The sequence below is a fragment of the Plantactinospora sp. B24E8 genome (assembly GCF_039871735.1).
Taxonomy (GTDB): Bacteria; Actinomycetota; Actinomycetes; order Mycobacteriales; family Micromonosporaceae; genus Plantactinospora.
This window is the reverse complement of record NZ_JBDPMH010000003.1, coordinates 69,581-92,053: the sequence shown is the minus strand read 5'-3', so window position 1 is coordinate 92,053 and position 22,473 is coordinate 69,581. Positions and strand designations below refer to the sequence as shown.

Genomic DNA, 22,473 nt, shown 5'->3' with positions numbered 1-22,473 from the left:
GCGTCTCGGTTCACAGTTCGATCACCGCTTTCTCGCACCGGAACGCCTCGGCGTACCGGGACCGGCACTCCATTCCCCGCAGCCGGGCCAACCCGAGGAACACCTCGTCGTCCCACCAGTCCCGGGCCTTCTGCGACGGATAGCAGGCGTGCAGCAGCTCGATCTTGCGCCGCACCCGCTCGCCGGTCAGCGGAAGGTAGATGTTGGGTCGCCTCAGGTCCCCGTCCCACTTGGGAATCTCGTAGTACAACACCGTGGCGTCCCGGAACGATGTGGGCACCAGCGCACCGAGTGTGTGGTGATCCTGGTGGGCGTCGTCCGGGGCGGGCGCGACGACCAGGTCCGGGGCGAGGATCGCCGCCGCCTCCTCGACGACCTGCTTCGCCTCCGCCCACCGGGCCGGCACCCGGCCGTCCGGCAGGTCGTGCAGGGCGAAGGTCAGCCGCGCGTCGGGCAGGAACGCGGCGGCCGCCGCCCGCGCCTCGGCCTGCCGGTGCGGCGCGCCGGTCAGCAGTACGTAGTGCACCCGCAGCCCGGGCACCTCGGCGAGGGTGAGCAGCAGCCCGCCGGCGCCGATCTCGACGTCGTCCGGGTGGGCGCCGAGCAGCACCACGGAGCGCACCGCGCCCAGTCGCAGTGGTCGCATCAGCCGAGCACCGGTTCCAGGCCGGCCGGGGCGCGGTCCCGGTTGTGGTTGGAGTCCCAGAGCATCCACGGGCAGCGCGCCGAGTGGTACAGCTCCTCCAGCTCGGCCCGGTCCTTGAAGGTGTCGGCGGCCCGCCAGAAGCCGGTGTAGCGCTGGGCGATCAGCCGGCCCGCCGGCAGCAGCCGGTCGAACCCGTCCGGGACCAGGTCCTCGCCGTCCCGGAGCACGTCGAAGATCTCCGGACGGAGCACGAAGTAGCCGCCGTTCTCCCACTGCATCAGCTCGCGGATCGGGCGTACCCGGGTGACCTGGTCGCCGGCGGTGACGTCGATGACGTGGTGGGTCGACTGCACCGGTACGGCGAGCAGGCTGGCCACCGCGGCGGTGCGGCGGAACCGGTCGATCATCTCCGGCAACGGGGCGTCGGTGAGGGTGTCGGCGTAGTTGGCCAGGAACATCTCCTCGTCCTCGACGTACCGGCGGACCCGCATCAGCCGTTCTCCGATGGTGGCCCCGAGGCCGGTGTTGATGAAGGTGATGTTCCAGTCGGTGATGTCGGCGGAGAAGAGCCGGATGTTGCGGCCGTCCATGGCCAGACTGAAGTCGTTGGAGAGGGTCTCGTCATAGCGGAGGAAGTAGTCCTTGACCGCGGCGGCGCCGTAGCCGAGGCAGAGGATGAAGTCGGTGTGGCCGAAGTGCGCGTAGTAGCGCATCACGTGCCAGAGCAGTGGCCGGTCACCGATCATCGCCATCGGTTTCGGGGCGGAGGCGGCGTCCTCCCGCATCCGCATCCCGAGACCGCCGCAGAAGAGCACGACCTTCATCAGGGCACGCTCCGGGGACCAGGCATCAGACCACCTCCAGGGTGGGGATCGGGAAGACCAGCCGGCCACCCCAGTGCCGTACGTAGGCAAGCTGGGCGGAGATCTCGGTACGCAGGTTCCACGGCAGCACCAGGACGTAGTCGGGGCGGTCCTCGGCGATGCGTTCCGGGGCGTGGATCGGGATGTGCGTGCCGGGCAGGAAGAGTCCCTGCTTGTGCGGGCTCCGGTCGACGGTGTACTCGAGCAGGTCGGCGCGGATCGCGCAGTGGTTCAACAGGGTGTTGCCCTTGCCCGGGGCGCCGTAGCCGACCACCCGGCGGCCCTGGGCCCGGGCGGTCAGCAGGAAGTCGAGCAGGTCCCGTTTGATGTCGAAGACCGCGTCGGCGAAGCCGAGGTGCCCGGCGACGGTGTGCAGCCCCGCCTCGGCCTCGGCGTCGAGCACCGACTTGACGTTGCCGGACGGTTCCCCGGCGGCCGCCGCCGGCCGGGCGTGCACCCGCAGCGAGCCGCCGTGCGAGGAGAGTTCGTCGACGTCGACCACGATCAGGCCGGCGGTGCCCAGGGCCCGCTGGGCGGTACGCAGGGTCAGGTACTGGTAGTGCTCGTGGTAGATGGTGTCGTACTGCCGGCGTTCGATCAGCCGCAACAGGTGCGGGAACTCGCAGGTGACCAGCCCGGTCGGCTTGACCAGGGCGGCCAGCCCGGCGGTGAACCCGATCAGGTCGGGTACGTGCGCGTACACGTTGTTGGCGGCGACCAGGTCGGCCCGGCCGTACCGGTCGGCCAGCTCGACCCCGGTGCCGGCGCCGAGGAACCGCACCTCGGTCCGGACGCCCCGACTCCGGGCCACCTCGGCGACGTTGCCGGCCGGCTCGACCCCGAGCACCGGGATGCCCCGGTTGACGAAGTGCTGCAGCAGGTAGCCGTCGTTGCTGGCCACCTCGGTGACCAGGGAGTCCGGCCCGAGGCCGAGGGTCTCGACCATGGTGTCGGCGTACCGGCGGGCGTGCGCGACCCAGGAGTCCGAATAGGAGGAAAAATAGGCGTAGTCGGAGAATATCTCCTCACCGGTCACGTACGCCGGAAGTTGGACGAGCAGACACTGCGAACAGATCCGTACGTGCAGGGGATAGAACGTCTCGGCCGAATCGAGCCGGTCGGCGGGGAGATAGCTCTCGCACAACGGCGACATACCGAGGTCGACAAAAGTCTCGGTCAATACCGCAGCACACAGCCGGCATTTCGCAACGGTCATGCCCCACCCACCCCGATGTGATCGGAATAAACCGGCGTGGCGCCCGCCCGCCGGGGTCACGCTAACCACGGGCGCCGGAGGGCCGGGGTGGTTCAGTAAAAAGTCCGACAATAGACCGGCGCCCCGATCGGCCACCCATAAACTCGCCTTCTCACCCGGGCGACGACGGGAGCTTTGCCGTGCGTGTTCTCGTGACCGGTCATCATGGTTACCTCGGCGGCGTACTCACCCCACTGTTGCGGGCCGCCGGACACGAGGTCACCGGCCTGGATACCGACTACTACCTGGACTGCCTGCTCGGGCCACCGCCGGACGACGTGCCGGCACTGCGCCGGGACCTGCGGGACGTGACGGCGGCGGACTGCGCCGGCTTCGACGCGGTCTGCCACCTCGCCGCGCTCTGCAACGACCCGATCGGCAATCTGAACCCGGAGCTGACGTACGAGGTCAACCACCGGGCCACGGTGCGACTGGCCCGGGCGGCGAAAACCGCCGGGGTGACCCGGTTCCTCTTCTCCTCCTCGTGCAGCCTCTACGGCGCCGGCCCGGACGACCGGCCGCTGGACGAGGAGGCCGGGTTCAACCCGATCACCCCGTACGGCGAGTCGAAGATCCTGGCCGAGCAGGACCTGTCAACCCTGGCCGACGACAGCTTCTCCCCGGTCTTCCTGCGCAACGCCACCGCGTACGGCTTCTCCCCCCGGCTGCGGGGCGACCTGGTGGTCAACGACCTGACCGCACACGCCCTGCTCACCGGCGAGGTACGCCTGCTCTCCGACGGTTCGGCGTGGCGGCCGCTGGTGCACGCCGAGGACATCGCGGCGGCCTTCCTGGCGCTGCTGGAGGCCGATCGGTCCACGGTGCACGGCCGGGCCTACAACATCGCGGTGACCAGCGAGAACTATCTGATCCGGGACGTCGCGGAGCTGGTCGCCGAGGTGGTGCCGGGGTCGCGGGTGACGTTTGCCGGCGGCGCCTCGGCGGACGCCCGCAACTACCGGGTCAGTGGTGACCGGGTGGCCGCCGAGGTGCCCGGCTTCCGGCCCCGGTGGACGGTCCGCAAGGGCATCGAGGAACTGGTCGAGGCGTACCAGCGGCACGGGTTGACCATCGAGGCGTTCCGGGGCGAGCGGCACCAGCGGCTGCGCCGGATCCGGGCGTTGACCGAGGCCGGCCGGCTGGACCGGGAGCTGCGCTGGACGGGCACGGAGGCACGGTGACCGACCCGGTACGCTGCGCCGCCTGCGGCCGGCACGACCTGGTGCCCTTCGCCGACCTGGGCGGGATCCCGGTGCTCTGCGGGGTGCACTGGGCCAGCCGGGACGAGGCGCTGGCCAGTCCGTTGGGCCGGATGCGGTTGGGGCACTGTCCAGGATGCGGGTACGTGCGCAACCTCGCCTTCGATCCGGCCGTTCTGGTCTACGACACCACCATGGACACGAACCTGCACCACTCCCCGGCGTTCCAGTCGTTCTCGGCGGAACTGGTCAAGCACCTCGCCGAGCGGTACCCGCTGCGCGGCGGCACGGTGCTGGACGTCGGCTGCGGGCAGGGCGAGTTCCTCCGTGAGCTGTGCCAGGTGGCCGGCTGTCGGGGGGTCGGCTACGACGCGATGTACGCCGGTCCGGTCGGCCCGGATCCGTCCGGGGCGCGGTTCCACGCCGGGCACGCCCCGCTGGACGAGCACACCCCGGCGTTCGACCTGGTCACCTCCCGGCACTGGTTCGAGCACCTGGCCGACCCGTACGGCTTCCTGGTCCGGCTGCGCGAACTGGCCGGCGACCGACCGGTCCACGGCTACCTGGAGGTGCCGGACGCCGGCTACGACCTGGCCACCGCCGGCTGGGAGGTGATCTACCCGCACGTCTCCTACTTCGACGGGTACTCGCTGTGCCGGATCGTGGAACGGGCCGGCTGGCGGGTGGAGGCGACCGGACGGCTCTTCTCCGGCATGTTCCGGTTCGTGGAGATCTCGGTGAACGACCCCGGCCCGGGGCGGGGTGACATCCAGGCGGCCGGTCCGGCGGACCGGGACCGCCAGCTCGCCTCGATCGCCGGCTTCGGGGATCGGCACGCCGCCGAGCGGGACCGCTGGCGCGGCACGATCGACCGGCTCGTCCGGGCCGGCGACCAACCGGTGCTCTGGGGTGCCGGCTCCCGTGGTGTGCAGTTCCTGCACCTGGCCGACCCGGACCGGCGGCTCGCCGCGGTGGTCGACGTCAACCCGCGCAAGTGGGGCCGGTTCCTGCCGGTGACCGGGCACGAGGTGACCGCGCCGGAGACCCTCGCCGGGCTCGGCACCCGGACGGTGATCATCACCAACCCCGCCTACCGCAGCGAGATCGGCACCGCGCTGCGCCGGCTCGGGGTGCACGCCGACCTGCTGGTCGCCTGAGGCGGAGGAGAGTGATGGAGCCGGCGCCGCGGGTGACTCTGGGCGTACCCCTCTACAACGCCGAGCGCTACCTCGAGGGCTGCCTCGACGCGATCCTCGGCCAGGACTACCGGGACTTTGAGGTGATCATCAGCGACAACGCCTCGACCGACCGGACGTGGGAGATCTGTCAGCGGTACGCCGCCCTGGACAGCCGGATCCGGCTGTACCGCAACCCGCGCAACTTCGGCGGGCATGTGAACTACGCCCGGGTCGTCGAACTGGCCCGGGGCGAGTTGTTCAAGTGGGTCGCCTACGACGACGTCTGCCTGCCGACGTACCTGCGCACCTGCGTCGCCGCCCTCGACGCCGCCGGTCCGCAGGCGGTGCTCGCCTATCCCCGGACGGTGCTGATCGACGAGGCCGGTGAGGTGATCGGCCCGTACGCCGACCGGCTGGACCTGCGCGACCCGCGTCCCTGGCGGCGGGTCGCCCGGGTGGCGAGGAACATCAACCTCTGCCACGCCCACTTCGGGGTGTTCCGGATGTCGGCGCTGCGCCGCACCGGGATGATCCGGCCGTTCCTCTCCTCCGACTACACGCTGATCGCCGAGGTGGCCCGGCTCGGCGAGATCCACGAGGTGGCCGAGCCGCTGTTCCTGCGCCGGATGCACGGCGCCTCGACCCGGCAGGCGAAGGACGCCACCCCGACCACCGCGCTGGCCTGGTTCGGTCAGGAGGGCGGCCGGGTCCGGGCGCCCCGGCTGCGGATGCTCGCCGAGACGCTGCGCACCCTGGCCACCGGGTCGGAGCCGCTGGGCACCCGGCTCAGTTCGGCGGTGGCGTTCCTGGCCACCTGGTGGGCCCGCCGGGTCCGGGTCCGGCTCGGCCGGCTCCGCCGCCGGCTCGCCCGACGTGCCCGGGCCAGTACGGCGAAGAGCAGCGCGTGAACGATCGGAGCTTCCGTGGCCGAAGTGATGTCCTGGTCGAGCATCATGACGCAGCGGCATATTTATGACTGAGCGTCATATCGTTCAGGGCGCGAACGACTTTCCCGGCGGGCCCGCTCTCCCCGGGGGACTCGCGACCGGCACAGGTCCACCGGCCCCGCCCGAGCCGCCGCCCACCCCGGCGGCACCGCCGGGCCGCCCGGGCAGCCGGCTGCGCTCGGCGATCGGCTGGTCGTACGTGCTCACCGCCGGCCGGATCGGCTCGACGATCCTGGTCACGTTCCTGCTCGCCCGGCTGCTCGGGCCGAGCGAGTTCGGCCTGGTCGCGATGGCCACCGTGTTCATCACCGTGGCACAGACCCTGATCCAGCAGGGGCTGGTCTCGGCGATCGTGCAGCGGGACCGGCTGACCTCGGAGCATCTCGACGGGGCGTTTGTCGTCCTGATCCTGGCCGGGCTGGGCATCGGGGCGCTCACCGCCGCCGCCAGTCCACTCTGGGCGTGGGCGAACCGGGCGCCCGAGCTGACCGTGATCTGTGTGGCGCTGTCACCGCTGGTGCTGCTGCAGGGGCTGTCCATCGTGCCGGAGGCGGTGCTGCGCCGGGAGCTGCGGTTCCGGGCGGTCGCCATCCGTACCCTGCTCGCCTCGCTGCTCAGCGGTGTGGTCGGGGTGGTGCTGGCGCTGCTCGGCGCGGGTATCTGGGCGCTGGTCGCCCAACAGTTGGTGAACGCGGCGGTCGGCCTGGTGGTGCTCTGGGTGGTCTGCCCGTGGCGGCCCAGCCGCCGGCCGAAGCTCTCCGGGATCCGGGACCTGCTGGTCTTCTCCGCCCACTCGGCGAACGCCGGGCTCGGGCTGATGCTCAGCTCCAAGGCCGACGTGATCTTCACCGGGCTGTTCTTCGGCCCGGTCGCGACCGGCATCTACCGGCTGGCGGCCCGGCTGCCGGACATGCTGGTCGACGTCACGGTCCGGTCGTTGCAGCAGGTCGCGCTCCCGTCGCTGTCCCGGTTGCAGCGCGACCGGGCGGCCCTGGCCGCCCACCTCAACCAGCTGCAGCACCTCGGCGCGGTGGCCGGGCTGCCGGTGCTCGGGGTGCTCTCCGCCGCCGCCGGACCGCTGGTCACCCTGCTCGGTCCGCAGTGGGCCGGCACCGAACTGCCGCTGCGGCTGCTCTGCCTGTTCGGCGCGACAAACGTGTACGGCGTCCTGCTCGGTCCGGCGTTGCAGGCGATGGGTCAGCCGGGCCGGCTCGCCGCGATCCTCTGGACCCGGGGGATACTCGGAGTGGCGACGCTGGCCGCGGTCGGCACCCTGCTGACCGGGCGCAGCGACGTGGTGGAGGCGACCGCGGTCGCGCTCGCCGGGATCGCCATGCAGGCCTCGGTGACCGCACTCTCGGTCTGGGTGACGGTACGCCGCACCGCCGGGGCGTCGATCGCGCGCTTCCTCACCCCGACGCTGCCGGCGGTACTGGCCGCGCTGGCCGCCGCCTCGGTGCCGTGGCCGGTCGACCGGCTCGGGGTCGACGCCGGTCCGGTGGTCGACCTGCTGCTGCTCGGCGGGGTGGCCGGGCTGGTCGCCGGGGTGCTGCTCTGGGCCACCGACGCCCGGCTGCGCCGACTCGTCCTGGCCCGGCTTCCCCGCCGGACCAGCGCGCCAGCCTGACCGTCGGCCGGGCCGAGCATCAGCCGGGCCGAGCCGCTCAGCGGAGCTGGTCGGCCGGCCAGCCGGTGCCGACCACGCCGAGGAGCTTCAGCGCGTCGGCGGACGGACTGCCCGGCGCGGCGGTGTAGATCACCAGCCGCTGCCCGTGTCCGGCCAGCTCCAGCACCTCGCACTCCAGGGTCAGCTCCCCCACCACCGGATGACGCAGGTGTTTGGTGGTCGAGCCGTGTCGGACACAGACCCGCAGCTGGTTCCAGCGTCGGACGAACTCGGGACTGGCCGCCCGCAGCCGGCCGATAAGCCGGGCGATGCCTGGATCGTCCGGATAACGTCCGGCGGCGGCCCGCAGCTCGGCGACACACTCGTCGGCGAAGGCCGAGGACTGCGGATCGGCCAGGGCCGGCGCCGAGTACTCCCCGGTGAAGAGGTTCCAGACGATGTTGCGGCGGTCCGCCGGCCAGCTCGACGGGTCGCCGAGCAGGGCGGCGGCCATCGGGTTCCAGGCCAGGATGTCGTACTTGGCGTCGATCACGTACGCGGGTGTGTCGTCGAGCCGGTCGAGCAGGTGCCGGACCCCGGCCGGTACCTGCGGGCTGGGGCCGGCCGGCGGGGCGGGCTGCTCGCCGACCAGGTGGTGGAGGTGGGCCCGCTCGGCGTCGTACAGGCGGAGCGCCCGGGCCAACGCGGAGATCACCTGGCGGGACGGACGTGGCCCCCGGGCCTGCTCCAGCCGGGTGTAGTAGTCCACCGAGATCCCGGCGAGCCCGGCCACCTCCTCCCGCCGCAGCCCCGGGGTCCGACGCCGGGGGCCGGCGGGCAGTCCGACGTCGGCCGGGCTGATCCCGGCCCGACGGCTGCGGAGGAACTCGGCGAGCTGCTGGCGGTCCATTCCCCCATCCTCCCCGGCCGGTCAGCGGCCCATCCAGGGACCGCCGGTCCCTGGATCAGCCGTGCTCTGCTCAACGCGACCGATCCGGCCCAGGCTCGACGGCATGAACGGAACGACTGTCGCCCTCGTCACGGGGGCCAACAAGGGAATCGGCCACGAGATCGCCCGGGGGCTCGCGGCCACCGGCGCCACCGTGCTGGTCGGGGCACGTGACCCCGGGCGCGGGGCGGTGGCGGCGGAGAAACTGGTCGCCGAGGGGTTGCGCGCGGTGCCGGTGGAGCTGGACGTCACCGACCCGGTCTCGGTGTCCGCGCTCGCCGCCCGGATCGACCGGGAGTACGGCCGGCTGGACATCCTGGTCAACAACGCCGGTGTCCTGCTGGAACGGGGACAGGCACCCAGCCTGGCGCCGGTGGAGCTGCTGCGGCGGACATACGACACGAACGTCCTCGGCGTGGTCCAGGTCACCAACGCGCTGCTGCCGCTGATCCGACGCTCCCCCGCCGGGCGGATCGTCAACCTCTCCAGCGGGCTCGGCTCGCTCACCCTGACCAGTGACCCGGGACACCGGTACGCGCAGGCGCCGCTGTTGGCGTACAACTCGTCGAAGAGCGCGCTGAACGCGGTCACCGTGTCGTACGCCAACGAGCTGCGCAGCACTCCGATCAAGGTGAACGCCGCCGACCCGGGCTACTGCGCCACCGACCTGAACGGGCACTCCGGGCCGCGTACGCCCGGCCAGGGTGCGGTCGCGGCGGTGCGGCTGGCCACCCTGCCGGCGGACGGCCCGACCGGCGGCTTCTTCAGCGAGGACGGCCCCGAACCCTGGTGACCCCCGACCGGTCCGGCGGCCGGCTACGGCGTACCGCCGGTGATCGGGATCAGCGCCGGTGGGGTGAAGACGATCGCCCTGTTGTTCGCCAGCACGAGCTGGTTGTAGGAGTACTGCACCCCGCCGGTGCCGGTCGGGTTCTCGATCCCGATCGTCGCCGAGTTGCCCAGCTCCCGGCCGGAGTTCAAACCCGTGTAGTTGAAGACGAGCTGACCCCACTCGGAGATCAGCACCTGGAAGCTGACCCGGGCCGTACCGGCGCCCCTGAAGCCCACGTTGCGCCACTCGACGACAAACTGCCGGTCCGGTGCGATGCCGACCTCCCCGATCCGGACGCTGGAGTCGGCCAGCACCTCCAGGTCGTCCCAGAACGGCAGGATCGCGGCGTTCGGCTTCGCCGGGTTCGGGATCGGCTTGTTGGTCGGCCACGAGCCGCCCGGGTCGGTGAACGAGAGCACGCCGTTGCTGTCCACCCAGACCCGGGTGTGGGTCTGGCCGTAGTACGGCACCGGGAACGGCAGGTCCACCGGCACGGTCGCGTTGTCACCGGTCAGCGGCAGCACGTCGTCGACGAAGAAGAAGGGTCGGTTCGGTGCGGTGGTACAGGTGTAGCCGTAGCTGTCGCCGCAGGTGCCGGCGACCCCGTCGTAGGTCGCGGTGTAGGTCCGGGCGGTCGCCGGTGCGGTGATCACGTGGGTCGCCGCACCCCCGTCCGACCAGCTCGCGAAGGTGTACGTGGCCGGGCCGAGGGTCTGCGGCCCGGGGGCGCTGACCGTGTTGGTCGAACCGACGATCACCTCGACGCTGTTCGGGGTGGTGAGGCTGCGCCCGTTCAGGTTGATCCGCAGCCCGGCCGGCTTGGTGGCCAGCGAGATCCGTACGGTCTGCGGGTCGAGTCGTAGGGTGGTGCTGCCGGTCAACCCGCCGGCGTCCCGGGCGGTCAGGGTCAGCTCCAGGTAGGACGGATACTCGTGGTCCGGGGCGAGGAAGTCACCGGTGCTGACCCCGGTCCACCCGCGTACCGGGTGGCTGTGGCAGTTCTCCACCGTGCTGCAGTGCTGCAGGACCAGCTCCCAGGTCAGCGCCGACGCCGGCAGGGCGCCCTGCTGCGGGTCGGTGGCCCGGCCCTGGAAGGTCACCGTCTGCCCGGTCGACCAGCGCGCCGCCGTGGTCGGGCTCTCGATCACCGGGACCGGGGCGGCGGTGCCGACCCGGATCTGCACCGTCGCGGTGTCGCTGAGCCCGCCGATGTCGACCACCCGCAGCCGGGCGGTGTAGGTGCCGATCGACGTGTACCGGTGGCTGGCGGTCAGCCCGGTCGCGTCGACGGTGCCGTCGCCGGTGAAGTCCCACTGGTACTCCAGGATGTCGCCCGGGTCCGGATCCGACGAGCCGACCGCGTCGAAGGAGACGGTCAGCGGGGCGTTCCCGCTGGTCGGGGTGGCGTCGACCGCCGCGTGCGGGATCTGGTTGCCGGCACTGTGGTGGAACCGACGGACCGTACCGCCGGTCAGGTCCACGTAGTAGAGGTCACCCTCGGGACCGATCCGCAGGTCGACGACGCCGGGGGTGGCGGCGAACGGCACGATCCGGGCCGGGTCGGGCAGCCCGTTGGCGCCGGCCCGCATCGCCCAGAGGCAGCCGCGCGAGTAGTCGGCGAAGAAGAGCGCCCCGGCGTACGTCGCCGGGTAGCCGCCGCCGCTGGTCGGGTAGAACGCCACCCCGGCCGGCGACGACCCGCCGGTACGGCAGCCGTCCCCGGCCGCCACCGACTGGCTGTGCTGGTACGTGTAGTACGGCGGCACGACCGCCGGGTTGGCGTACAGGCTCTCGCACAGCGTCAGGTTCGCCGCGTTGTAGCCGCTCTGCGCCGCGTTGCCCTCGTAGCAGGGCCAGCCGTAGTTGCGGACCGGTCCGACCGCCGGGTCGACGATCCGGTTGATCTCCTCCCAGGTGCGCCAGCCCACGTCACCGGCCCAGACCTCGCTGGTTCCCGGCCGGAACGTCCACCGGAACGGGTTGCGCAGCCCGTACGCGACGATCCGCCGGTTGTTCGGGTCGGCGCTGGCGGCGAGCGGGTTGTCCGGCAGCGCGGCGCCGGTGGTCGGGGAGATCCGGATCAGGGTTCCGCTCAGTCCGGTCGGGTCGGCGTCGGAGCGGATGTCCTGGGAGCGCAGCGCGCCGCCCTCGGCGGTCGGCGGGGTCATCGGTCCGCCGGCCGGGGCGGGCGGGTCGCCGCACGGGTTGGTCGGGCTGCCGGCCTGGCCGTAGTCGGTGAAGGTGGCCGACGCTCCCTCGCCACCGGAGACGTAGAGCGCGCCGTCCGGGCCGAATCCGAGGTCGCCGATGGAGTGGCTGTCGATCTGGTGGCACCAGTCGTGCAGCAGCACCTGCTCGTTGCCGGTCATCACGTCGCCGGCCGCCCGCAGCCGGGAGACTCGGGCGCTCGCCGCGCAGTCGCCGATCTTGGGGCAGGAGTCGTGGTACGTCGGCGCGCTGCCGCCGACCACGCCGTCGTAGCTGTAGCTGACGTAGACGTACGGGTCGTCGGGGAAGTTCGGGGCCAGGGCGAGGCCGATCAGCCCGAGGTCGGTGAAGTCGTACACCTTGGGCCGCAGGTCGGCGAAGACCGTCGGGGTGTTGTCGGCGAGGCTGTCGAAGACCTTGACGATACCGCTCTTCTCGGCGACGAAGACCCGCCCGTCCGGGGAGAAGACCAGCTTGGTCGGCCGGGTGAGTCCGGTGTAGACGACCTGCTGGGTGAAACCCGCCGGGATCGCCGCCGCCGGCCGGGGTGGCACCGGCGGCAGCCCGACCAGGACCGGCACACCGAGCAGAACGGCCAGGGTCAGAACCCAGCTCCGCCGCAGTACCCGTGACATGACGGCCTCCCTCCGCGGACCCGGGTCGGCTCTTCCGAGACCCGATGCCCACACCTCAGGATCACCGTCGGTGACCAACCGGACTGTCGGCGGCCCGACCGGGGCCGACATCAACCAGACCGACTTAACGCCCGATCAGCTTCCCAGGTCAAACGTTTGATCGACGGGCCGGAACGGTCGGCGGGCGCGGGGGAGACAATCGGCCCGACCCGGTGGGACAGCTGTCCCCGGACCCACCGGGCGGCCCGTCATCGACACGCTGAGTGCTCGCGTCCCGTACCCGATCAGGGGGTGTCCGGCCGGTAGACCACGGACGTCCCGTTGACCAGCGTCGGCTGGTTGACCGAGTACGGGAGGGCGACCGTGCCGGCGCCGTTCTCCAGTCCGACCGTCGCCGAGTCACCCCGCTCCCGCCCGGTGCTGTTCAGGTCCGCGTAGCTGAAGGCGATCTCGCCGTCCTCGGCGAAGACCGCCGCGAAACTGATCCGGGCCGAACTGGAGCCGTACAGTCCGCTGTTGCGCCACTCCACGACGAACCGGCGGTGCGGCGCGACGCCGGTGACCGCGGTCCGGACGCTGGAGTCGGCCCGGACGTACAGGTCGTCCCAGAACGGGTAGACCGCCGCGTTCGGCAGTGCGGCGTCCGGCAGCGGGCCGTTGATCGGCTGCGACCCGTCCGGGTCGGTGAACGACACGAAGCCGTTCCCGGAGATCCACGCGCTGTCGTACGGCTGGCCGAAGAGGCGTACCGGGAACGGGAGCGCGACCCGGGTCACCGTGTCGTCACCGGCGAGCGGCAGCACGGTGTCGTCCGCCGTCGGCCACGGCCGGCCGGTCTCGGTGGCGCAGGTGTAGCCGGGCACCGCGCCGCAGCCGGTCGCCCCGGCGTACGTCGCCGTGTAGTTGGTCGCGGTCGCCGGTGCGGTGAGCACGTGCGTCGCCGCGCCGGCGTCCGACCAGCCGGTGAAGGTGTACGCCACCCCGCCGAAGGTCTGCGGGCTCGGCGCGCTCACCGTGTTTGTCGAACCGACGATCACGGTACGGGTGAACGGGGTGGTACCGGTGACCGCGCCGACGCTGAGCCGCAGCCCCGGCGGGTCGCTGACGAAACCGAGGTCGACGGTGCGCGGGTCGAGCCGGCGTACCACGGTGTTGGTCAGCCCCTGGGCGTCGGTGGCGGTCAGCTCCAGTTCCAGGTACGACGGGTAGTCGTGGTCCGGGGCGACGAACGACCCGCCGGCCACCCCCGGCCACTCCCGCAGATGGTGGGTGTGGCAGTTGCCGACCGACTCGCAGTGCTGCATCCGCAGCCGCCAGTGCAGCGCGGACGCCGGCAGGGTGCCCTGCTGCGGGTCGGTGCCGCGCCCGCCGAAGGTGAGGGTCTGCCCGACCGTCCAGTCGGTCCCCGGCACCGGCGTGTCCAGGATCGCGGTCGGGGCGCCGTTGCCGGGCTGGATGGTGACGGTGGCGCTGGCTGAGACGCCGAGGGTGTCGGTGACGGTAAGCGTCGCGGTGTAGCTGCCGCCGTCCGGGTAGCGGTGGCTCGCGGTCGGCCCGGTCGCGTCGACCGTGCCGTCGCTGGTGAAGTCCCACCGGTAGCTGATCCGGCCGACGTCGGCCGGGTCCGGGTCGGTGGAGGAGGTGCCGTCGAAGGTGACGGTGAGCGGCGCCGGGCCGCTGGTCGGGCTGGCGTTGATCACTGCGGTCGGCGGCTGGTTGCCGGGGAAGTACCGGATCCGCCGGACCGTGCCGCCGTTCAGGTCGGCGTAGTACAGCTCGCCGCCCGGCCCGAGCGCCAGGTCGACCGGACCGGAGGCGGCCTGCCCGAACGCCTCCAGGTTGGCGGGGTTCGGCAGGCCGCCCGGGACGGGCGGGCGCATCGCCCAGATGCAGCCGCGTGAGTAGTCCGCGAAGAACAGGGCCCCGGCGTACGTCGACGGATAGCTGCCGCCGCTGCCCGGGTAGAAGGCCAGTCCGGAGACCGCGTCCCCGCCCGAGCCGCAGTTCTCCCCCGGCACCACAGCCGCGCTGTGGTGGTAGGTGTAGTAGGGCGCGGTCTGCCCGGCCCCGGTGTACAGCGACTCGCAGAGGTTCAGGTTGGCGTTGTCGTAGCTGCTCATCCGCCCGGCCCCCTCGTAGCAGGGCCAGCCGAGGTTGGTCGGGCCGGCGGTCGGGTCGACGATCCGGTTGACCTCCTCCCAGGTGTTCCAGCCGACGTCGCCGAACCAGACCTCGTTGGTGCCGGGCCGGATGGTGAACCGGAACGGGTTGCGGGCGCCGTAGCCGACGATCCGGCGGGCGTTGACGTCCGCCGAGCCGGCCAACGGGTTGCCCGGGGCCGCGGCCCCGGTCGCCGGGTCGAGCCGCAGCACCGTGCCGTCCAGGCCGGTCGGGTCGGCGGTGCTCCGGACGTCCTGGGACCGCAGCGCGCCGCCCTCGGCTCGGGGCGGGGTCATCGTGCCGCCGGGCGGGTCGGCGCACGGGTTCGCCGGGCTGCCCAGCTGGCCGTAGTCGACGGCGCTGAAGCTCGCCCCGTCGCCGGCGGTGACGTAGAGCATCCCGTCGGCCCCGAAACGGAGGTCACCGACGGAGTGGCTGGGGTACTGCTGGCACCAGTCGGAGATCAGCACCTGCTCGGCGCCGGTCATCTGGTCGCCGCTGACCCGCAACCGGGAGAGCCGGCCGGTGACCAGGCAGCGCCCGTTGTTCGCGTCGCCGCAGACGTCGTTCCAGATCGGCGCGGTCTGCCCGGGCGGCGCGTCGTACGTGTAGAGCACGTATAGCCAGGGGTTGGCCGGGAAGTCGGGCGGCAGGGCCAGCCCGAGCAGGCCGCGGTCCCACTGGTTGTGCACGTTGGTGCCGAGGTCGGCGACCACCGTCGGGGTCGGGTCGGCGAGGTCGGTGAAGACCTTGACCCGGCCGCCCTTCTCGGCGACGAAGATCCGCCCGTCCGGGGCGAACTCCAGGTTGGTGGGCTGGTTCAGCCCGCTGAACACGATCTGCTCCTGGAAGCCGGCCGGCAGGGTCACCGCCGCCGCCGGCGGCGTACCGCCCGGTGCGGCCAGTATCCCGCCGACCAGCACCGCGACCAGAGTCAGTCCGTTACCCCGACGCATCCGCACCGCCGTACCTCCGCACGTCCCGCCGCCCGCCTGTGTGGGCACAGGGTCGGGCACCGGTGCGGTGGAGGAAAGCCCGCCGCGTCAAAACGCGAATGCGGACGAAGATCACGTTATCAGCGCGCACCCGACGGGGAGCGTGGCGATTTGTCGGGCGACAGTCTCGAAGTGGACCCGTCCGGACCGCCAAGACGCGGATGAATGAGTGAACGAACAATCGGCCGATCGGTCGCGACCTTGTAAGTAAGTCGACAGACTCGTCAATCAACGGTCCTTGCCCGTGGCGGTTCCGTGCAGCAGTGTCTTTGTAGGACCGGAGCCGGTGGCGTATGCCCCGGTGACAACGAGTTTTATTCGGGTCGCGGCGTATTTCGACAATGCCGCGACCTTCCATCGAAAACGTCGTCCGAGCTGCGCGGATGGGAGTTGAAGATGGCCGATCGACGCCCACACGTGGTCATCGTGGTGGTCAATCTGCCGGCCGAACGGGACCGCCGGGTGATCCGGGAGTGCCAGGGGCTGGAGGCCGCCGGCTACCGGGCGTCGGTGATCTGCCCCCGTGGTCCGCGGCGTCCCACCCTGGTGCCGGGTACGGTGGCCACCCGGATCCACTCCTTCCCGCAGCCGCTGGCCGGCAAGAGCATCCTCTCCTTCGCCGCCGAGTTCGCCTGGGCGCTGATCGCGGTCACCGTACGACTGCTCGGCCTGATGCTGCGGACCCGGGTCGACGCCGTACAGGCCTGCAACCCGCCGGACGTCTTCTGGATCGTCGGGCTGCTGATGCGGGCGCTGGGTCGGCCGTTCGTCTTCGACCACCACGACCTGAGCCCGGAACTCTACGAGTGCAAGTCCGGCCAGCCCCGACCGGCGGTGCTCTGGACGCTGAAGCTCTTCGAACGGCTCTCCTGGCGGGTCGCCACCGCCGTGGTCGCCACCAACGAGTCGTTCCGGGAACTGGCCGTCAGCCGGGGCGGCTGCCCACCGGAGAAGGTCGTGGTGGTCCGCAACGGTCCCGCGCTGGCCGAGGTCGGCCGGGCCGGACTGCTCGGACCGGACGTCGCGGCCGGGCCGAAGCCCACCGTCGTCCGGACCCCGGACGCCGGGACCGGGTCGGAGAGCGCCGACGGGTTCCCGGACACCGACCGGCTCCCGGTGGACCGGAACCGGCAGCGGATCGTCTACGTCGGCGTGATCAACCCGCAGGACAACGTCGAGGCCGCGGTCCTCGCCGCCGAACGCCTGGTCGGGCTGCGCGGCGCCGACGACTGGGAGCTGGTCGTCGCCGGTGACGGCGAGAGCCTGCCCGAGCTGCGCCGGCTCGCCGCCGACCGGGGCGTCGACGACGTCGTACGGTTCACCGGCTGGTTGGAGGCCGACGAGGTGGACGCCCTGCTCTGCTCCGCGTCGATCGCGATCCAGCCGGACCTGCCGAGCCGGATGGCCGAGTTCTACACGATGGCCAAGACGGTGGAGTACGTCGCCCGGGGCGTACCGGTCGTCGCGGTGGACCTGCTGGAGACCAGACGTACCGCCGACCGGGCGGCGAGTTATGTGCAGACCGGCAGTCCGGACGAATTCGCCAAGGCCATCGACCAGTTGCTCAGTGACGGACACGCCCGGACGGAAATGCGCCGTACGGGTCGCCAGCGGTTCATTGCCGAACTCGCCTGGGACCACCAGGTCAAGTCGTACATCCGACTCTGGGATCGATTGCTCCGGCCGTCGCCAAACGGCTACAACGAAGTTTCACCCGATAGCGGAGCCGATGCCGCGCGCCTGCCGAACTGACCGGCGCTGCCGTAACGACGACGACACCAGCACATCCGCACCCGGCGAAGGGGCCGCCCGATGGACCTTCTCGACCTGCTGAAACTCATGTTTCGGCGGTGGTACGTCTCGGCCCCGATCGTGGTCGGGACCCTCGGCGCCGCCTTCGCGTTCGGACTGGCGATCCAGCCGGAGTACAAGACCGAGGTGGCCATCCTGCTCGTCCCGCCGACCACCGCGCAGGCCCCCCCGGCGCCGAACGCGACCCCGCAGCCGGGCAACCCGTGGCTGCGGATCGGCGAGAACGCGATGGCCCAGGCGGTGCAGATCTCCATCTCCTCGCACGACGCCCGGATGAAGGTGGCGACGGCTGGCGGCGACCCGGACTACGAGGTCGGCCTGGTGACCCGCAGTTCGATCCTGACCGTGGCGGTAACCGCCGCCACCGAGCAGAGCGCGCGGGCGACCGTGACCGCGGTGACCCAGTTGCTCACCGACGAGGTGGCCGGCAAGCAGGCCGAGTACCGGCCGAAGCCCGGCGAGCAGATCACCACCCAGGTGCTCGACCCGGGGCTGAACATCGTCCCGTCCCGTTCCAACGTGCTCCGGGCGCAGGTGGTGATCGCCGCGATCGGTCTGCTGCTGGCCGCGGTCGCCGCCGTCGTCTACGACGCGGTGCTCCGCCGCCGGGCGGCCGCCCGGCTCGGCCGGCGCGACCCGCGTACCCCGATGACCTGGAACGGTGGCCAGGCGACCGTCGGGCCGGCCCGGGGCGGCGGCCAGCCTGCGGTGACCCCGGCCCCGGCCGCCCGCTCCGCCGGGTCGGCAGCGGGCGGCGAGCGGGACCTCACCCAGCCCCTCTCGGTCCCCGCCGGGCGGATTACCGGACGGCAGACGGACGACCGGGGCGGCGCGCACGCCGCCGACGAACGCGGACCCGGTGTCAATGAGCGGAACGCGACCTTCGGCCCGGCGCCCCGGGGCGAGTACCGGTCCGGGCAGCCCGACGAGACCATCCTGCTGGCCACCGTCCGCAACCCCGCCGACGATTCGGCCCAGTGATCGCCGAAAGCCCCAGCAGCGCCGGATGACGGCGCACGGACGAGACGAGCGACGTGCCGACCTACCTATCCGCGCGGCGATCCGACACCGTGTACGACGGCATCGCCCCCGCCGTACGTCACTTCCCGGACGCGACGGCGGCCGTCATCGCCTCGTTGCTGCTCGCCTACCTGCTGCCGTTCCGGCTGGTCTTCCCGCCGCTGAGCGACCTCGGCAAGCCGGGGCTGATGGTGGGGTTCGGGCTGCTCGTCTGGTGGGCGCTGAGCCGACTGCACCCCAACCTGGCCACCCGCGGCCAGCAGCCGATGCGCTGGGCGATGGCGATCTACCTGGTCACCCTGCTGCTCTCCTACGTCGCCGGGCAGGCCCGGGGCATGCCGGTGTTGGAGGTCAACGGCGCGGAGCGGACCCTGCTGCAGGCGCTGGCCGGCGCCGGGATCCTGCTCGCCGCCGCCGACGGCGTGCTGACCCGGGACCGGATCGACACGATCCTGCGCTGGCTCTGCTGGGGCTGCACCTTCATGGCGTTCGTCGCGCTGACCCAGTTCGTCACCCGGATCGACCTGACCACGTACATGAAGCTTCCGCCGGTGCTGACGTTCCACCGGGAGGTGGTCGGCTTCCGGGAGCGGGGCGGGGACGGGCTGGTCCGGGTCGCCGGCACCGCCGGGCACTACATCGAGTTCAGCGTGCTGATGGTGATCGGCCTGGTGGTGGCGATCCACTTCGCCCGGTTCGCCGACAAGCGGCGGGACCGGCAGATCTACGGCGCCTTGGCGATGGTCCAGGCGGCGGTCATCCCGATCTCGCTGTCTCGGACCGGGGTGCTCGCCCTCGGCGCCGCCATCCTGCTCTTCATCCTGGTCTGGCCGCTGCGGACCACGTTCAACGTGCTGGTGGTCGGCTGTTTCCTCACCGCACTGATCCAGACCGTCCGGCCGGGGCTGCTCGCCACGTTGAAGTCGCTGCTGCTCGCCGGGGAGAGCGACCCGAGCGTGCAGGCCCGGGTGGAGGACTACGACTACGTCACGCCGTTCATCCAGGAACGCCCCTGGCTCGGCCGGGGCATCGGCACGTTCCTGCCCGAGCTGTACCAACTGCTCGACAACCAGTGGCTGACCACCCTGGTGCAGACCGGGATCATCGGGGTCGTCGGGCTCACCGTCTTTTTCATGTCCGGGGTGGTGGTCGCCGGCCGGGTACGCCGGTTCGCCCGCTCGGAACGCGACCGTGACCTGGCGGCGGTGCTCGCGGTGGCGCTCGGGGTGGCCGCCGTCTCCGGCTTCACCTTCGACTCGATGTACTTCACGACGTTTTTCATCACGGTGCACCTGCTGCTCGGCCTGGCCGGTGCGTTGTGGCGGCTGACCAGGGCGGAACGGATCAACGTGATCGAGGCGGGCCGGGCCGCCCGGGTCGCCCGGACCAGCCCGGCGGAGCGCAGCGAGGAGGCGCCATGAGCGACGACGGCATCGACATCCTCATGATCACGTACGACCGGCCGGAGTACGTCCGGCTCTCGCTGCCGCACCTGCTGAGGACGTGTCCCCCGGACGCCCGGGTGTGGCTCTGGCACAACGGCACCGACCAGCCCACCCTGGACGCGGTCGAGGAGTTCCGCCACCATCCGCGGGTGCACCGGTTCCACCACAGTCCGGTCAACGCCGGGCTCACCGAACCGACGAACTGGCTGTGGCGGGAGTCGACCGGGGCGTACCTGAGCAAGGTGGACGACGACTGCCTGCCCGACCCGACCTGGCTCGACGTGCTACGCCGGGCGCACCGGGACGTACCCGGCCTCGGGGTGGTCGGCACCTGGCGTTTCCCGCCGGAGGACGTCGACGAGACCCTGGTCGCGGCGAAGCTCGCCGACTGTCCCGGGGGGCACCGGCTGCTGCGCAACCACTGGGTGCAGGGCAGCGGCTACCTGCTCAAACGGGAGATGCTCGACCAGGTTGGTCCGCTGCGTGACGGGGAGACCTTCACCGCCTGGTGCCTGCGCTCCGCCCGGCTCGGTTGGGTCAACGGCTGGTACCACCCCTTCCTCCCCGAGGACCACATGGACGACCCGCGCAGTCCGCACACCATCTACAAGACGGACGCCGACTTCCTGGCCCGCCGGCCGCTGTCGGCCCGCCGTACCGGGGTGACCACGGTCGCCGAGTGGACGGCCCAGATGCGGCACTCCGCCCGGGTGGTCCAGGCCGCCCCGCTCGACCTGCGGGAATACCAGGGCTGGCGGTTGCGCCGACGCAACGCCGCCCGGCGGATCCGGCTCGCGTTGACCGGGCGGGCGCCGTGGTGACCAGTGTGGTGATCGCCGCGCACAACGAGGCGGCGGTGCTCGGCCGTACCCTGCGGACCCTGCTCGCCGGCGCCGCTCCCGGCGAGTTCGAGGTGGTGGTGGTGGCCAACGGCTGCACCGACGGCACCGCCGACGTAGCGCGCGGGGTGCCCGGGGTGACGGTCCTCGAACTGCCCGCGGCCGGCAAGCCGGGCGCGCTGAACGCCGGTGACGCCGCCGCGACCGCGTTTCCCCGGATCTACCTCGACGCCGACATCGGGCTGGCCACCGCCGGGGTCCGGGCGCTGGTCGCCGCGCTCGACGAGCCGGGGGTGCTGGCCGCCGCGCCGGGCCGCCGGCTGGACACCACCGGCCGCCCCCTGCTGGTACGCGCCTACTACGCGATCAACGGCCGGCATCCCGCGTACCGGAACGCGCTCTTCGGCCGGGGCGCGATCGCACTCTCCGCCGCCGGCCGGGCCCGGTTCGACCGGTTCCCGGACGTGATCGCCGACGACCTGTTCCTGGACGCGCAGTTCACCGAGGCCGAGAAACGCGAGGTGACCTCGGTGGCGACCGTGGTGGCCACCCCGCGACGCACCGCCGACCTGCTGCGCCGGCTCGGCCGGGTCCGGGCCGGCAACGCCACCCTGCGGGCCGCCGACGACCAGGTCCGGCCGGCCCGACGGACCTCCTGGCTGGTCGACGTGGTGCTGCCCCGGCCGTGGCTGCTGCCCGCCGGGGTCTGTTACGCCGGGCTGACCCTGCTGGCCGCCGCCTCCGCCCGCCGACCGGGGACCCGGCGGCAGTGGGGACGCGACGAGTCCAGCCGACGCCCCGACGCCGGTCCGGAGACGGGGGCGACGTCGTGACGCCGCTGGTGAGCGTGATCGTGGTGTCGTACCAGACCCGCGAGTTGATCCTGACCGCCCTGTCCAGCCTCGCCACGGCCTGCCCGGCCGAGCCGTACGAGGTGATCGTGGTCGACAACAACTCGGCGGACGGTTCGGCGGCGGCGGTGGCTGCGGCCTTCCCGGAGGCGCGGGTGGTCCGGCTGGCCCGTAACGTCGGGTTCGGCCGGGCGGTCAACGTCGGGGCGGCCCAGGCCCGGGGTGACTGGCTGATGCTGCTCAACCCGGACACCGAACCGGTCGGCAACGTCATCGGCGAACTGCTCGCCTTCACCCGGGAGCATCCCCGGCACGGGATCTACGCCGGCCGTACCCTCGCCGCCGACGGTACCGACGACGGGCACTCGGTCTTCGGCCCGCCGTCGCTGTGGTCGCTCACCTGCTTCGCCACCGGCCTGTCCAAGCTCTTTCCCCGGTCCCGGCTCTTCAACCGGGAGGCGCTGCCCTGGTTGGACCGGTCGACCCTGGTCCGGGTGCCGGCCGCCTCCGGCTGTCTGCTGCTGGTCCGCCGCTCGCTCTTCGCCCAACTCGGCGGCTTCACCCCGGACTACTTCATGTACAGCGAGGACCTCGACCTCTGCCTGCGGGCGACCGCGATCGGCGCCGACCCGGTGCTGGTGCCGACCGCCCGGGTGGTGCACGTCGGCGGGGCCGCGTCGACCAGTGCCGGCAAGCGGGTGATGCTGTTGCGCGGCCAGGTCACCTTCCAGCGGCTGCGCTGGTCCCGGTCGCGGGCTCGGCTCGGCCGGGTGCTGCTGCGGCTCGGTATCGCGACCCGGGCGGCGGCCGCCCGACTGACCGGGCGGGCCGGTTACTGGCGCGAGGTGTGGCGGCAGCGGCGGGTGTGGCTGGCCGGTTGGCCGCCCGCCGCCGAACTCGCTCCGGTGGAGATCACCGAATCGGGTCCGGCCGACGGCGCGCCGGCGGCCGGCGGTCTCCGGCGTCCCGCCTGACCCCACCGCCAGCCCGGCCTGCCCCCTCAACCAGCCCGGACCGGCTGACCGGTCAGCCG

At 72.1% G+C, this 22,473-nt stretch carries 17 protein-coding genes; 11 read left to right on the top strand and 6 right to left on the bottom strand.

The annotated features are described in order from the left end of the window. Positions 1-10 precede the first annotated feature (10 nt). From ABGB21_RS06595 to ABGB21_RS06585, 3 genes are read right to left on the bottom strand one after another with little or no spacing between them, the layout of a single operon-like run. Positions 11-646 (bottom strand): PIG-L family deacetylase, encoded by a 636-nt coding sequence (locus ABGB21_RS06595; protein WP_347651013.1) that lies wholly within the window; start codon positions 644-646, stop codon positions 11-13. Beyond that, complete coding sequence (locus ABGB21_RS06590) at positions 646-1,470, bottom strand: glucose-1-phosphate cytidylyltransferase (protein ID WP_347651014.1); 825 nt, start codon at positions 1,468-1,470, stop codon at positions 646-648. Before ABGB21_RS06590 ends, ABGB21_RS06595 begins: the two co-directional genes overlap by 1 nt. 25 nt (positions 1,471-1,495) lie before the next feature. After that, positions 1,496-2,725, bottom strand: a complete 1,230-nt coding sequence (locus ABGB21_RS06585) for a class I SAM-dependent methyltransferase (protein WP_347651015.1) — start codon at positions 2,723-2,725, stop codon at positions 1,496-1,498. A gap of 179 nt (positions 2,726-2,904) precedes the next feature. Here ABGB21_RS06585 and ABGB21_RS06580 point away from each other — a divergent pair, with 179 nt between their 5' ends. From ABGB21_RS06580 to ABGB21_RS06565, 4 genes are all read left to right on the top strand, one after another. After that, positions 2,905-3,945, top strand: coding sequence for an SDR family oxidoreductase (locus tag ABGB21_RS06580; RefSeq protein WP_347651016.1), 1,041 nt, complete (start codon positions 2,905-2,907; stop codon positions 3,943-3,945). Continuing rightward, positions 3,942-5,120 carry a methyltransferase domain-containing protein gene (locus tag ABGB21_RS06575; protein WP_347651017.1) on the top strand — a complete coding sequence of 393 codons (1,179 nt, stop codon included), beginning with the start codon at positions 3,942-3,944 and terminating at the stop codon, positions 5,118-5,120. The genes ABGB21_RS06580 and ABGB21_RS06575 overlap by 4 nt, the downstream gene beginning before the upstream one ends. Positions 5,121-5,134: 14 nt before the next feature. Beyond that, positions 5,135-6,049, top strand: a complete 915-nt coding sequence (locus tag ABGB21_RS06570) for a glycosyltransferase family 2 protein (protein ID WP_347651018.1) — start codon at positions 5,135-5,137, stop codon at positions 6,047-6,049. A gap of 64 nt (positions 6,050-6,113) precedes the next feature. Next, entirely contained in the window at positions 6,114-7,715 is a 1,602-nt protein-coding gene (locus tag ABGB21_RS06565) for a lipopolysaccharide biosynthesis protein (protein ID WP_347651019.1), read from the top strand. A 37-nt stretch (positions 7,716-7,752) separates the two neighbouring features. Here ABGB21_RS06565 and ABGB21_RS06560 read toward each other — a convergent pair whose 3' ends face one another. After that, the gene (locus ABGB21_RS06560) at positions 7,753-8,604 is read right to left on the bottom strand and encodes a helix-turn-helix transcriptional regulator (RefSeq protein ID WP_347651020.1); all 852 of its coding nucleotides are present in this window, start codon (positions 8,602-8,604) and stop codon (positions 7,753-7,755) included. Positions 8,605-8,707: 103 nt separating this feature from the next. Between ABGB21_RS06560 and ABGB21_RS06555 the strand changes: the two genes are divergently transcribed. Further along, positions 8,708-9,436 (top strand): SDR family oxidoreductase, encoded by a 729-nt coding sequence (locus ABGB21_RS06555; RefSeq protein WP_347651021.1) that lies wholly within the window; start codon positions 8,708-8,710, stop codon positions 9,434-9,436. Between the two features lie 23 nt (positions 9,437-9,459). Here ABGB21_RS06555 and ABGB21_RS06550 read toward each other — a convergent pair whose 3' ends face one another. After that, positions 9,460-12,318: a PQQ-dependent sugar dehydrogenase gene (locus tag ABGB21_RS06550; RefSeq protein ID WP_347651022.1), complete on the bottom strand. Its 2,859-nt coding sequence runs from the start codon at positions 12,316-12,318 to the stop codon at positions 9,460-9,462. Between the two features lie 284 nt (positions 12,319-12,602). Beyond that, entirely contained in the window at positions 12,603-15,434 is a 2,832-nt protein-coding gene (locus ABGB21_RS06545; protein ID WP_347651023.1) for a PQQ-dependent sugar dehydrogenase, read from the bottom strand. Between the two features lie 435 nt (positions 15,435-15,869). Here ABGB21_RS06545 and ABGB21_RS06540 point away from each other — a divergent pair, with 435 nt between their 5' ends. From ABGB21_RS06540 to ABGB21_RS06515, 6 genes are read left to right on the top strand one after another with little or no spacing between them, the layout of a single operon-like run. Next, positions 15,870-17,225 carry a glycosyltransferase family 4 protein gene (locus ABGB21_RS06540; RefSeq protein WP_347651024.1) on the top strand — a complete coding sequence of 452 codons (1,356 nt, stop codon included), beginning with the start codon at positions 15,870-15,872 and terminating at the stop codon, positions 17,223-17,225. Positions 17,226-17,285: 60 nt separating this feature from the next. Then, positions 17,286-18,266, top strand: a complete 981-nt coding sequence (locus ABGB21_RS06535) for a hypothetical protein (RefSeq protein WP_347651025.1) — start codon at positions 17,286-17,288, stop codon at positions 18,264-18,266. Between the two features lie 53 nt (positions 18,267-18,319). Beyond that, entirely contained in the window at positions 18,320-19,726 is a 1,407-nt protein-coding gene (locus ABGB21_RS06530; RefSeq protein WP_347651026.1) for an O-antigen ligase family protein, read from the top strand. Then, on the top strand, positions 19,723-20,571 hold the full coding sequence (locus tag ABGB21_RS06525) for a glycosyltransferase (RefSeq protein ID WP_347676771.1): 849 nt from the start codon (positions 19,723-19,725) through the stop codon (positions 20,569-20,571). The genes ABGB21_RS06530 and ABGB21_RS06525 overlap by 4 nt, the downstream gene beginning before the upstream one ends. After that, positions 20,568-21,422 (top strand): glycosyltransferase, encoded by an 855-nt coding sequence (locus ABGB21_RS06520; RefSeq protein WP_347676769.1) that lies wholly within the window; start codon positions 20,568-20,570, stop codon positions 21,420-21,422. The genes ABGB21_RS06525 and ABGB21_RS06520 overlap by 4 nt, the downstream gene beginning before the upstream one ends. Then, on the top strand, positions 21,419-22,414 hold the full coding sequence (locus tag ABGB21_RS06515) for a glycosyltransferase family 2 protein (protein ID WP_347676767.1): 996 nt from the start codon (positions 21,419-21,421) through the stop codon (positions 22,412-22,414). The genes ABGB21_RS06520 and ABGB21_RS06515 overlap by 4 nt, the downstream gene beginning before the upstream one ends. Positions 22,415-22,473: the final 59 nt, after the last annotated feature.